Source organism: Chryseobacterium sp. 22458, assembly GCF_052044975.1.
In the GTDB taxonomy this organism is placed as follows: domain Bacteria; phylum Bacteroidota; class Bacteroidia; order Flavobacteriales; family Weeksellaceae; genus Chryseobacterium.
Genome location: NZ_JBQEOA010000006.1, coordinates 144,203 through 158,362 on the forward strand (window position 1 = coordinate 144,203; position 14,160 = coordinate 158,362).

10 protein-coding genes are annotated in these 14,160 nt (G+C 35.9%); 7 read left to right on the top strand and 3 right to left on the bottom strand.

The genetic code is table 11. From position 1 onward, the window contains the following. The first annotated feature begins 1 nt into the window (after position 1). From ACTJJF_RS19355 to ACTJJF_RS19375, 5 genes are all read left to right on the top strand, one after another. The gene (locus tag ACTJJF_RS19355; protein ID WP_440700707.1) at positions 2-1,204 is read left to right on the top strand and encodes a hypothetical protein; all 1,203 of its coding nucleotides are present in this window, start codon (positions 2-4) and stop codon (positions 1,202-1,204) included. A 377-nt stretch (positions 1,205-1,581) separates the two neighbouring features. Beyond that, on the top strand, positions 1,582-2,286 hold the full coding sequence (locus tag ACTJJF_RS19360; protein WP_440700708.1) for a hypothetical protein: 705 nt from the start codon (positions 1,582-1,584) through the stop codon (positions 2,284-2,286). A gap of 133 nt (positions 2,287-2,419) precedes the next feature. Next, entirely contained in the window at positions 2,420-3,085 is a 666-nt protein-coding gene (locus tag ACTJJF_RS19365) for a hypothetical protein (RefSeq protein ID WP_440700709.1), read from the top strand. A gap of 41 nt (positions 3,086-3,126) precedes the next feature. Continuing rightward, a complete protein-coding gene (locus ACTJJF_RS19370; protein WP_440700710.1) occupies positions 3,127-3,582 on the top strand; it encodes a hypothetical protein in 456 nt (151 codons plus the stop codon). 244 nt (positions 3,583-3,826) lie between these two features. Further along, positions 3,827-6,136, top strand: a complete 2,310-nt coding sequence (locus ACTJJF_RS19375; RefSeq protein WP_440700711.1) for a GAF domain-containing protein — start codon at positions 3,827-3,829, stop codon at positions 6,134-6,136. A 60-nt stretch (positions 6,137-6,196) separates the two neighbouring features. Here ACTJJF_RS19375 and ACTJJF_RS19380 read toward each other — a convergent pair whose 3' ends face one another. After that, positions 6,197-7,360 (bottom strand): Pycsar system effector family protein, encoded by a 1,164-nt coding sequence (locus ACTJJF_RS19380; protein ID WP_440700712.1) that lies wholly within the window; start codon positions 7,358-7,360, stop codon positions 6,197-6,199. 26 nt (positions 7,361-7,386) lie between these two features. Here ACTJJF_RS19380 and ACTJJF_RS19385 point away from each other — a divergent pair, with 26 nt between their 5' ends. Then, positions 7,387-11,103 carry a metallophosphoesterase gene (locus tag ACTJJF_RS19385; RefSeq protein ID WP_440700713.1) on the top strand — a complete coding sequence of 1,239 codons (3,717 nt, stop codon included), beginning with the start codon at positions 7,387-7,389 and terminating at the stop codon, positions 11,101-11,103. A 332-nt stretch (positions 11,104-11,435) separates the two neighbouring features. After that, entirely contained in the window at positions 11,436-12,155 is a 720-nt protein-coding gene (locus ACTJJF_RS19390) for a hypothetical protein (protein ID WP_312301860.1), read from the top strand. Between the two features lie 96 nt (positions 12,156-12,251). Here the strand turns inward: ACTJJF_RS19390 and ACTJJF_RS19395 are convergent, their stop codons facing one another. Together ACTJJF_RS19395 and mazG are read right to left on the bottom strand one after the other, a co-directional pair. Next, entirely contained in the window at positions 12,252-13,124 is an 873-nt protein-coding gene (locus ACTJJF_RS19395) for a hypothetical protein (RefSeq protein WP_440700714.1), read from the bottom strand. A 49-nt stretch (positions 13,125-13,173) separates the two neighbouring features. Then, positions 13,174-13,941, bottom strand: a complete 768-nt coding sequence (gene mazG / locus ACTJJF_RS19400) for a nucleoside triphosphate pyrophosphohydrolase (protein WP_440700715.1) — start codon at positions 13,939-13,941, stop codon at positions 13,174-13,176. Between the last annotated feature and the right edge of the window lie 219 nt (positions 13,942-14,160).

Here is a 14,160-nt window from a genome sequence, read left to right on the forward strand (position 1 = left end):
TATGAAAAAAGTTACGTTAACCATTTTAGTATCATTAACAACCTTCTTTTTTGCGTGCAAAAAAGAAGGTCAAAAGACATTATCTAATTCTACCAAAATCGACAGTATGAGCTTAAATCATAATAACTCAATAGAAAAAATTCTTGAAAATCAAATTATGAACGGTTATGCCATTAAAGAAAAAGGGCTTGACATGATAAGTGATTATAAGTACAAAAAAGAGGATTATGATGCTATTAAAAGTTTATCAATCGATATTCTTAAGAAAAATGGATTTAAGTTGATCAGTAACGAAGAGTTTCAAAAGAAACTAAAAACTATTTTTAAGGTAGAAGTTGAAAAAAATGATCTGAATTTTTTAATTGAGTATCCTTGTACCCAAGATAAAACGGTTTATCAGATAGACGGGAATTATGTTGTAAGCAATAATAATCCCATATTTATAGACTCACAAAATAAATTTCTATTGGAACCTCTTTTTATTCCACAACTCATAGATTATAAATCCCAATATCCTGCAATACATCAGAAAGAAAAAAATATTCCAAAAGAAAAATTGGCAGACGGAACCAATGTTGATATTATTAAATGGGCAGACGTTAAAGAACTGAATGAAATACAATTCACGAATAATCAACGTCTTATTCATCGAAACAAATATCTGTTCAATGATGTCAAAGCAAGTCTGACATGGCTTAAATTTAATGATAAACTCTTTCTGGAATCTTTGGTTAAAACCTTTGGGTATACAAAAGACAAGAGTTTATTAACTTTTGTTTTAAGGAACAACTATAAAAGTATTGATGAGCTACAAAAAGTACTCTGGAACGAAAGGTGTAGTGAAGATATCATATTTAATAAAGAGGTTTTTGAAATCATTACCGAAGCTCCTGAACAAGAACAGGCAGACTATTTAAGAGCCATTGCAGATTATCTGGTAAAAGAAATGGGTAACAATAGCTCACCATTGGATAGAAAGTCATCTGTAAAAGCAGAAATATTGGGTAAAATCGCTTACTACAGCACAAAAATTGGAGAAAAACATAACATGTATTATGACTTTTTCAGTATTTTAGGAAGCAGAGAAGGAGGAGCTCAATTTGAAGAAGAGTTCAGGAAAAATAATTATTATGGCATTTCAGATTTCAAACAAATTTGGGAAGAAACCAGAACAGGAGGTGTTTCCGGCCCTGGAGCAGAGTAAATTCATATAATAAATAAGGTCAGAATGTATCAAAAGAATATATCACTATTAAACATATATACGCAGTCTCCTATTCTATCTCTTTTTTTTTTTTAACATTTCTTTTCTCTTGTAAAGGACAGGATAAAGAAAAAGGAGCGTCTACAGAAATACCGAATCTTATAGGGAAAGAATTTATCATTGATCAGATTAATCCAAAGGAAGATAGATTTTCATCGAAGAATCTGGATCAATTATTTAACAAGAAAAGTTATACTTATCTGGTTGGGGAATATTCCGGAACTTCTAGAGAAAATTTTAATTGTAAAATTGTAGGCTTATTTAAAAATAATGTTTACGAGAAGTCATATGCTCTGTTTTTCGATAGTAATAATTTTTTGAAAGACACATTAAACATAACGAAAAAAGATATTTCTCTAGATGTAAAATTTGAAAATAATAAAAAGGGAATTGCCTTAGGAAACTTTGATATAAGTGATATGAAAAATACTTATTTCAAAATAACAGATTTATATGAAATTGATAATAAAACTATTACATTAAAAAAAATTAATATCAATCAGAAAATACTGAAATGTGAAATTCCAATTGACTATATTTCTGAAGAATATGAGGGGTTAGAAAGCTATTTTCATTATGGTATCACTGACAAACCTGATAAAAAGGAAGAAACAAAAACCTACCCCTCCGATTTAAAAGGAATGTGGGGGGTAATCTGCCAGAATGAGTTAACAGTATTGGATATCAACAAAGATAAAGGCTTCTTATCTCTATACGACTTCAATGCTATTTATATCAATCTAAAGGTAGAAAAGTTATCAAAAAATGAATATCTTCTGAAATATGCAAACTTAGCTTCTCAGGAAGATTATTATAAGGAGAATTTAAGAATTACAGATGAAGAGGTTTCAAAAGATAAAGTTATTGGCAAATTAATTTTGCAAAAAAATGGAAAAGCTGAACTGCAATGGATCGGTTTATATAATATGAAAAAACAAAAACTGGAATTTGTGGGTAATGATTTTCTCCTTATCAAAGAAAACGGTGGTAAAACCCCTTTGATTCTTGAGCAATGTCATTAAAAATGATGAGAAAAAGTTCAAAACTTCTATTATCTCTGATAGTGATGTGGACCTTATCCTGTAAAGAAAAAGTAAAACAGGATAACCAACATTCTGCTCTGCCCTACAATGATAAAATATTTTCTCTGTAACTATGCGCTTACACCAACTTCTATATACACTCAGTTTTTTATGCTTATTTTCCTGTAAAAAAGAAAATCACGTAAGCGTTCAATCACCTTCTGCCTTCAGCAAAGTAAAATCTGTAAATGATTCTGTTGAAGACAGAAAAAGTTCTACAAAACCTGCTGCTCAACCAGCTATTAAAACAGATTCTTATTTCACTTATAAAAAATGGAATATCGTTGATAAATCAAACGAAACTTATAAATTTCCGGGATTTATTACCCACCTGAAAAGCTATCTGGATGAAGCTAAAAATATCGGTGGTAAAAAAGTGTATGTCAATAATAAGGAAATTGATTTTAATGTAACTGACACTTATGTTTTTACTCCTTTCATATTCATCAATGGAGAGGAAAAAGTACTTTTAATTCAGGAGGAAGATGAATCCGGAGTTTATGGATACAGCTTCTATTATTTTAATAAAGATAAGTTTATCAAAAAAGAATATTTAGATATTGCTCCTGAAAACACTCTTGAAATTGATAAGTTTGTTAAAATAAAAAACGAAGCACAAAACTTAAAGATCACCATTCTGACGGATAAGTATTATGATGCAAGGCTTGAAGAAATGAGACCATCTTCAGGGTATAATCTTGTTATAAATAAAACTGTTCAGGATGAAAGAACAAAGTGATAAAAACAGAAATTAATAAGCCTTATAAATACTTACATCCTATGAAAATTTATAATCTCCTGATCTTTACCACTACGGCTATCCTCTCTTTTTCATGTGCAAAGAAACAGGAGAAAACTGTTCCGGCTCAATCACCCAACACCGCTCAGCCGTCTCAGAAAACGACAGTTAAAACAGAAAAGAAATACACTTCCTGCGAAGATTTCATTACAGACATGGTAAAATCCAGTAATGCTTCTGCTCTTAAAACATTTAATGATCCCCGGATCAGAATTGAAGAGATAACCTCTGAAAAGATCATTATTGAAATCTATGTTTCCAATGATATTTCTGAAGATCCTTCCGTTGAACAAATAACAGATCACGCTGTAGGATGGCTTGAGTATTTTCCGGCATCAGGAAAACTTCAGGACATTACCGCAGACCCCGAAGAGCCTGAGAATCTGAAATACGACCATTCTGTTAACCGGCAAAGAGATCATAGCGTTATGCTTTAGCAACTAAAAAAGAAAGAAGTTGGAAAACAAGCAATTCTTATTGATATCCAGGCTAAACTGAAAAATATGGCTGTACAAATTTATTAATCGGTAATACGGAAATACATCCTGTCAAAAAAAGGCAATCATTTTTCAGATAGGATATAAAGTTTTCCGAAACATTTGCAGATGATGTGCAATAAAATAAAATTTCCTTCCCGTCAATATTCTGCTTTTTTCATAACTTTACTCTAAATTTCAGCTCTTGGCTAATCTTTACAATAAAGACTCCCCCTTTCAGGTTTATATATCATTCAAAAAATATTTGGATGTATTGGAACATATCCGCTATAATGACCGTCTGGAATACAGGGTCAGCTATGCAGAATCCCTTATTGACAGCACCCGGAATTTCAAAGAGCTCCGGGACGGTTTTCAGGACATTAATTTACTGGAAAAATATGAGGACCTCATCAGAATCCTCCTGGCAGACCTCTTCCCTACAGGGCTTACAAAGAATGAAATAAAAGCAGCCAGTATTCCTCTTTCCAATATTACCTTCAACTATACCGAAAGGTTTAAAAACATCCTTAAAGACGCCGGAAAAGATTTTGAAATAGAGCTCAGAAACATCACTGACAATGAATTTTATGTGTTCTGCTGCTGCCTGATCCTTCAGAGTTACTTCAAAAAAGACATCAAGAGTACCATTCCTTTCTATTATGATATCCCGAATAAACAGGGAATCATGAAACATTATAAGATCACGGTAAACTCAGATTTTACAGAAATTATTCCCACGGAAACAGCGAAAATACCGGATGATGATATCCTGGATATGCTTCTGGAAAATCTGGATGACTTTCAGCTGTGGAAAAAGTACTTCCCTTCACAATCATGGATTCTGAAAGGTTTCACCATTATCTCTCTCGTAGACTGTACCTCAGAGGTTGCCTTGTCTGACCTTAAATCAAGCATGATCGAAATTGATCCGGAAAATTTAAATCCGGACGAAAATCTTACCGAGATCTTCAAATCCTATTTCGATGTTCCGGAGCTCAGCTTCGGACTGATGACCTTCAACAAAAAGGAACAGAAACTGGATAAACTTCCCATCTATGAAAGCCTTCTCACCAATCATATCCTTGATTTCTGGATCAATACTTTTGATGAGCAGACCCGCAGAACGACCTTCAATAATTTAAGCCATAATTCAAAGCCCGTTGTGGTTTCCAATGTAAACAATCTGGATGAACATGTTCAGCAGCTTCCCTCTTTCAGGATTTTAAAAGATAATAATATCAACAGTTTCATGGTAATTCCCATCATGAAAGACAATGAGCTTCTGGCCATCATGGAATTTACCTCACCTATTGCCGGGAGCTTTAACGGTTTAAAACTCAAAAAAATGGAGTTTTTTACAGATATGGTCCTTTTCTCGCTCAGCAGATTTTATTTTGAGAAAAACTACCAGATTGAAGCCATTATACAACGGGAATATACCACCATCCACGACAGTGTGATCTGGAAATTCAGAAATGAAGCTGAAAAATACTTTACAGCATCTCTGGGCAAGAAAATTCATACTTTAAAAGAAATATCATTTAAAAACCTTACCCCGTTATTTGGCGTCTCGGATATCCGTTCTTCCTCAGAAAAGCGCTTTAACCTGATGCTGCAGGACCTTAATCACCAGATTGAAAGACTCATTGAAATCCTTACGCTTACGAATTCCGATTCAGAAAAATTCCTGCTGGCATTAGAAGTTTTTGAAAACGAACTGAACAACGAGATCAAAGCAGATACTGAACAGCGTTTTCAAAGATTGTTGAGGGAAGAAATACATCCATTCTTACAGGGAAAACTGGAAATCAAAACCTCCAGGGAAATCAAAACTAAAATCAAAGAGTATTTTGCCCTGGTGATGGCTCAAACCGATCTTTTTTACAGCCACAGAAAGAATCTGGATGATTCCATAACACTTGTCAACAGGAAACTGGCAGATATGCTGGATGAAAGCCAGGTAAAAGCCCAGGATATCTTTCCACATTATTATGAAAGATTTAAGTCTGACGGTGTGGAACATAATCTCTATATCGGCCATTCTATTGCTCCGGAGCTGCACTATACCTTCAAAGTAGTTCATAAATTACGGTACTGGCAACTGAAAACCATCTGTAAAATGGAACTGGAATTCCAGTCATTTAAAGCAGCCCTTCCCGTTCAGCTGGATATTGCTTCACTGATCTTTGTATATAACGAAAAGATAGACATCCGTTTCAGAATGGATGAAAAACGTTTCGATGTAGACGGAGCCTACAACTCTTATTATGAGATCATTAAAAAACGTTTAGATAAAGCTCATATCAAAGATTCTGCAGAACGTATTACCGCTCCGGGAAAGATTACCATCGTTTATTTCGGGATGGAAAATCAGAAAGAATACCTGGATTATATCTCCAAACTTCAGAAGAAAGGCATCCTGCAGCATGACATAGAATTCCTGAAGGTGGAAGATCTGCAGGGAATTACGGGACTTCTGGCGTTGAGGGTTTCCATCAGTCAGAATCATTAAAGATAAATGATAAAGCCGGACAATTTTCTTTGCCCGGCTTTATTATATATTGTTTTTCATTTAAAGACTAAGAAAAGCAAACCCAAAAGACAGCACCGAAATAATAATCCCGGCCATAAAGATCTTATAGGTAATCGATAAAAGCTTATACTTCCTGTCAAGAACTTTCCCCAGATAATACAGGTCTTTTACCATAGAATCGTAGATATAATCCCTGTCTTTGATCAGGTCTTTCATAGCATTGTGGTAATCATCAAACTGCATCTGCTGAAAGTTTCCAAAGAACAGCAGATTCACTTTCCGGTTGACAATATCCTGAGCTGAAAATGGTGTTTTCGTTACATTAGGTTTTGTAGAAAGGATGGCAAATATAATCGTCAGTACACTGGAAAGTAATAGGATAAAACTAGGAAGGATCAGGTGGGCATTTTTCGGTGTATCCAGTTTTGGAACCAATACAGAAAGGCAAACCGAAATAATAATGGCATTTACAGAAAGTAGAATATTTGCTTTGCTGTCTGCAATATCACTCAGTCTCGTATGATTGTTTAATGTAACCCTGAATAAGGTGTCTACACTCCTGTCTGATTTTTCCTTTTCTTTTTTAGCTTCCGTATTTTCCTTTTTATCTTCTTCCTTATTCAATTTCTTTTCTATTTTCTTGATGTTTTTCTTCTTCAAAGGTTCCCAGTTTTCTTTGGCATAATCGGTATAATAAGAATGCTTGTTTTTCAGCATATCCAGATTACCGGCATTCCATTCGTCATTGGAAAAACACCTCACGTTCGTCAGTTCCCACTCTTTTCTGAGGGCATCGGAAATATCATTGTAATCATGGCCTGCAAAGTGGCTGAAATCTGCATCTTTTACTATTTTTTCCAACAGATTCTGTGGCTCATAGGTAATCTTTGTCGCCAGGATCAGCTTTTCAACATCTGCAATATAGTTTTCAGGATAGTTTTCCTGATGCAGAAACTCTTTCATGATCTCCACACTTCTTTCCTCATGATTCCCGGCACATTCTATATAACCGGTGTCATGAAACCATAATGCCACGAGTACTTTTTCCTGATCATCATCTGAAACAGGGGTATTTTTCATAATTTCCTCAGCCTTATTCACTGTATAGGCAGTATGGATAAAATTATGATAAAAGTATACTGAAGATAACTTATCTTTGAATAAGATTTCAACATAATTTTTAGCTTTGTGTAGAATGCTCATCCCTGAAATTTTGTTAATGTAAATTTATGAATTTATCCTTTAAAACTCATCTAAAAAATACTTCTGTTGTTCTGAGAACAGTAATGTCCGCCGGAGTCCTTTACTCCTGCGCTACATATAACGTACAAAAGGGCAAAAACTTATTTGAAGTAAAAAATTCTGATCTTAAATCTGAAAATGATTTTAAACTTTTCCTGATCGGAGATGCCGGAAATGCAGATGAACCCCAGGCACAAAAGACCTTAAATTTACTGAAAGGCAAACTGGACTCAGCAGACAGCAACTCTATGCTGATCTTTTTAGGTGATAACATCTACCCTAACGGGATGCCTAAAGAAACCGATAAAGATTATGATTTAGCAAAAATAAAACTGGAAAAACAACTTGCCATTACCAAAAATTTCAAAGGAAAAACATTGGTAATTCCTGGAAATCATGATTGGTACAGTGGGCTGGAGGGGCTCAATACCCAGGAAGGGCTGGTCAAAAAATATTTTGATGACAAAAAAGCATTTCTTCCTAAAAACGGCTGCCCTATTGACGATATCAACATATCTAAAGACATCAAACTGATCGCCATTGATACGGAATGGGTCATCACCAACTGGGATAATTACCCGGGAATCAACAAAAACTGTAATATCAAAACCCGTGAGGATTTCTTCACCGAATTTAAAGATCTTATCATCAAAAATCAGGGTAAAAGAATTATTGTTGCCCTGCACCACCCTATCATCAGCAGCGGAACCCATGCAGGATTCAGTTCAGCCAGATCCCACCTGTTCCCTTTCAACAGCAAGGTTCCTGTTCCCATTTTTGCAAGCTTTCTGAATGTCCTGAGAAGTTCTTCAGGTGCAAGCCCGGCAGATATCAATAACCGGCATTATGCAGATCTCGCCAACAGGCTGAAAAGTATTGTTCAGGATAAGGAAAATATTATTTTCGTGTCCGGACACGACCATAATTTACAATATCATGAAGATGGAAATCTGAGGCAGATCATCAGCGGGGCCGGATCTAAAGTTGATCCCTCCACTATTACCGAAAAAACAGATTTTTCCTATGGTGGCAGTGGATTCGCCGTTTTAAATATCAGAAAAGACCAGAGTACGGATGTTGAATATTTTTCTACAAAAGATGCTCAGCTTCAAAAGCTCACCCATATTTCTGTCATATCGAAACCGGATGTATTTGTGAATAATTTTCCCAATTCTTTCCCGGCAACATTCTCTTCTACCATTTATCCGGTACAGCTTACCCAGAAAGGGAAATTTTACCGCTGGCTCTGGGGAGACCACTACAGAAAATATTACGGAATTCCTATTGAAGCACCTACGGCCAACCTTTCTGAACTGAATGGCGGCTATATTCCTTTCAGAGAAGGGGGAGGAAATCAATCCAACAGCTTAAGGCTTAAAGCAACCGACGGACAGGAATTTGTAATGCGTGGCGTGAAAAAAAGTGCCATCCGTTTCCTGAACAACATGGCTTTTCAGAAAAGTACATTGGGAGAAGAACTGACTGATACCTTTCCGGAAAAATTCTTATTGGATTTTTATACTACCAATCATCCCTTCACACCATTTACCATCGGAAATATGTCAGAAAAGCTGAATATTTTCCATAGTAATCCGAAATTATATTTTATCCCCAAGCAGCAGGCTTTAGGAAGATATAACGAAAACTACGGTGATGAAATGTATATGATTGAGGAACGTTTCTCTTCTGATCCTAAAACATTAGCCTCATTAGACAATGCTAAAGATATTGTTTCAACGGATGATGTGCTCAAGAATCTTTCCAAAAGCGACAAATATTCTGTAGATAAAGAATCCTACATCAGGGCAAGGATTTTTGATATGCTGATCGGTGATTGGGACAGACATTCAGATCAGTGGAAATGGGCTGAATATGAAACTGGAGACAAGATCATCTATAAACCTATTCCTAAAGACCGGGATCAGGCGTTCAGTAAATATGACGGTGCTGCTTTCAAAATTATTATGAACGTTCCTGCAATCCGTCATATGAAAACCTTTACAGAAGATATCAGCAGTGTCAAATGGCTTTCGATGGAGCCTTATCCGATGGATCTTGTTTTTCTGAAAGGAGCAACCCAGGAAGACTGGGAAACACAGGCAAAATACATTCAGGAGCATTTAACAGATGCTGATATTGATGATGCCTTCCATAATCTTCCGAAAGAAGTACAGGATGAAACAATAGATGATATCCAGAGAAAACTGAAAATCCGCAAGACCAGACTTCAGGGATATGCATCTCAGTATTATGATGTATTGCAGAAAAAAGTTCCTTTAGCAGGAACAGTGAACCCGGATAGATTTGTCATTACCAAAAACGGACATTCTGTACAGGTGCAGCAATACAAATTAGGTAAAAATAAAGATCAGAATGAGCTGGTTTTTGAGAAAACCTACCATGATTCAAAAACAAAAGAATTATGGATCTACGGGCTGGAGGACGATGATATCTATGAGGTAGTAGGTACGGGAAATCCTAAAATGACCATCAGGCTGATAGGCGGATATAATCATGATACGTATAATGTAGCCGACGGAAGAAAGGTAAAGATCTATGATTTTAAATCGCAGAAGAATACTTATAACGCAGGTAATGCTACGAAGAACATTACCGATGATTATGATATCAATTCATACAATTACAAACATCCGAAATACAATGCTTTTGCCGGTTACCCTAATGTAGATTACAACCCGGATGACGGAGTGATCATTGGCGTACTGGCTAATTACACGGTGAATAATTTTATCCGTGATCCTTTTACACAGAGACATAGCTTAAAAACCAATTTTTATACGGCTACAGCAGGTTTCAGTGTAGAATATAAAGGAATTTTCAAGAAAGCTATTTCCGGATGGGACCTTAATTTAGATGCCTTCTATACCACGCCAAGATTTTCCCAGAATTTCTTTGGGCTGTCTAATGAAAGCCCGTATGACAAAGAAAATACGGAAAGAGAATACAACAGGGCAAGAATTTCGAAATTCAGTTTTGCACCATCCATTGCTAAAAAGAGCTGGATGAACCTCAGTCATCAGATCCAGCTTACTTTTGAAGACAATAAGGTACAGAGAAAAGAAGGCAGATTCATCAACCAGTCTCCGGATGTAAGTCCGGAAGTATTCAACAGCCAGCAGTTTGTGGGAGCCAATTATACTTTTGGTTATAAAAATGCAGACAATGCAGCCTTTCCTACTCTTGGACTGGAGTTTATGCTGAATGCCAACTGGAAAGCTACCCTGTCAGATTTCAACAGAAACTTCCTGACTCTTAAAGGTAAATTAGCCATCGACCATAGAATTGACAAAAAAGGAAATTTTGTATTTGCCAATTCCAGTAACGTGATGTGGATCAACAATAATCATTTCGAATTCTATCAGGCTGCTGCTATTGGAGGTAATAGCGGTATGAGAGCCTTCAGGAATGAGAGATTTTCCGGAAGATCATACTTTATCAATAACTCAGAAATACGATGGGATTTCGGCAGAATAAGAAACAATATCGTCCCTGCCAATATGGGAATACTTATCGGCTATGACATCGGCCGTGTGTGGAATGACAATGAAAATTCCAGAAAATGGCATCAGTCTGCCGGTGCCGGAGTCTGGCTGAGTATCGTAGAAATGATGTCTGCAAGGCTGAACTATTTCTATGGTGCAGACGGCGGAAGGGTATCTGCAGGAATCGGAATGAAATTTTAAACAATGCAGAAACCAAAGGATAAATTAAGTCTAATTTTTTATTTTTGAATTATTTAAATTAAAATAGTATCAAAATACTAAAAATCAAAGCATTATAATAATAAATAAAATTAATTATTAAAAAACTTAATTTAAATTAAATTTAATAATTCTAATTTTTTGACTCCAACTTCACATCAATAAAACAAATATGGCCTTTAAATAAAGGCCATATTTTTATACCTGTAGATCAAATATACAAATTGCCCAATATGTTTGTCAATTCATTAAAAAACAGACATTTAAAAAACATTTTATATTTGTCTCAATAAACAAAACAAATCTACAATTGAATGAAAAAGAAGCTGTTATATATGGCATTATCTGTCATGTTTATAAGTCTACATGCACAAGTAGGGATAAAAACACCAACACCTCAAAATACTCTTCATGTCAACGGTTCCCTTCAGGTGGTAAAGGATCTGAATGTAGGCGGTGATGCACAATCAAAAGGATATTCGGGCAATAAGGGTGAATTTTTAATGTCAAACGGAACCGGAAATGCACCGGTATGGAAAAGTATCGAATCCGAGAACTTTTTAAAAGTAATTTATGTAGGAAACAAAAATAACATCAGCCCTGCCAGCGGAAGCTATACCGGCACCCACAGCACTCCGGTCAGTACCCATGAAGACTACTCCCAAACCTACATCTTTAATGTGAGCAATAAAATTGATACAGCTTACTTAACCTATAACTCCTCTACAGGGCTTTTCACAGTAGTTAAGCCCGGATTTTACAATATTGTCCCTTACGTTACCTATGATCTGAACTTAAATCCCAACGGACAAACTGCAGGAACGGCAAACTCTTATATTCAGAGGGTTTCACCGGCACTCACTACTCTAGCTGGAATTTCAACAGGACATGGAGAAAGAACGACAGGGCTCAATCATAATCTGTCTTCTATCAATTTCTTTAATGCAGGCGATACATTCAGGATACGTTGCCGCTATACTCAGGATTTCAGGCTGTCCAGCGGCAATATTCATATATCTTATCTTACACCTTAATAAACACTGTAATCATTTTCATTTCTACTCTATTATTAAAAAAATCCACAGATATACTCTGTGGATTTTGATTTATTAGAAAAGATAATATACTTCCTAAAAAGAAAATTTATATACGTTTCCTCCCTCACTCTTATCTTTCTCATCTGCAATCATCAATGTTTTATCATCATGAAAAACAACAGCTTCCTTCTGAGAATTATGATTCAGGGAAATTTTCTGAATTTTAGCAGCACTGAAATCATCAGCGTTAAATCCGGTAAGAACATGAATATTTTTATGCGTCAGCAATACAATCTTATCTTTCGTACTGTTGATGGTTGCAGAGGTAATAGCCCCATCGTTATATCCTCCCTGAAGCTTTAGAGTACCTATTAATTTTGCTTCAAAATCTCCTTCTTTATTGGGAACTTTAAATACCAGGAAAGTTCCGTCAAATCCTTTGCTTCTGTTTTTGGTGAAAAGATAGAAGTTACCGTCCATTTCTACAAAACCTTCACAGTCGTAAAGTAAATTGGATTTTTTCGGTGGAAACTCCGTTTGGCCCTGGTAATGAAATCTGGTGGTCTGGATCACCTTCGTTGAAGTTTGGGTAATATCTTTCAGATCTGTTTTTAAAATAGCAAGGTCTTTTCGGTCGTTATCATTATTTCCAAAATCCCCGATGTAAATATTCCCTTGCGGATCTGATGTAATGTCTTCCCAATCTGTATTTTCACTATTTTCAACCGGGATTTTAGCCACCATCTGACCGCTCTCATTAACACCGTATACTTCATTTTTATTACCTCTGTCTTCGATCACCCAGAAGGTTTTCTTATCCGTGGAAAGTGTAATTCCTGAAACTTCTTTCAGTTTTTTGGGAAGTGTGAATTCGACTTTTAATTCATCTTCTTTAGGAGGTGAATTCTGGGCTTTTGGATTGCAGCTCAGTAAAAACAAAGCGGGTAGCATAAGAAAACGTAACATATTTATTTTTTTTAATGAATATAGATAGCATTAATCATTCCAGCCGGGGTTACTGCAACTTTTTTGCCTTTTCCCAGAGAGCATCCATTTCTTCTAGAGACATATCTGCAAGCTTCAGGTCCTGCTCATCTGCAAGGTTTTCCATCTTCTGGAATCTTGAAATAAACTTCAGATTGGTTCTTTCCAGAGCAGAATCCGGATTGATCCCCGATATCCGTGCATAGTTAATTAATGAGAAAAATACATCTCCCAGCTCCTGCTCTTTTTTCTCCGGATCCGTTTCTTCGTGAAACTCCTGAATTTCTTCATCTACCTTTTTCCAGGCATCCTCCGCATCATGGAATTCAAAACCAATTCCTTTCACTTTATCCTGAATTCTGTAAGCCTTCACCAGACTGGGCAAACTTTTGGGTACGCCTCCCAGAATAGATTTATTCCCTTCTTTCAGTTTCAGTTTTTCCCAATTCTGCTTTACTTCCTCTTCATCTTTCACTTCCGTATCTCCGTAGATATGGGGATGACGGAAAATCAGCTTTTCGTTAAGAGAATTGATCACATCTGCAATATCAAAGCTTTCTTTCTCCGAGCCTATTTTAGCATAGAAAACCAAATGAAGCAGAACATCTCCCAGCTCTTTCTTTATTTCCAGAAGGTCTTCCTGTAAAATAGCATCAGAAAGCTCATAGGTTTCTTCAAGGGTAAGATGACGAAGGGACTGTAAAGTCTGTTTCTGATCCCATGGACATTTTTCACGCAAATCATCCATAATATCCAATAATCTTCCGAAAGCTTCCAGCTTTTCCTGTTTCGTATTCATAAGTAATGGGAAATTCAATCTTATACAAATGTAAGGGTTATTCAGACATCATTACAAACATTGGGAGTAAAAGTTGCGGAGTGCAAAATTCCGGATAGATCAGGTAATTAAACCTAACAGGTTTTCGAAACCTGTTAGGTTTTGAAATATAAACTCGCTATTACCTGCTGCCAGAAAAACAAAAAACCTTGTCCGGAAATTCCAGACAAGGCATTGTAT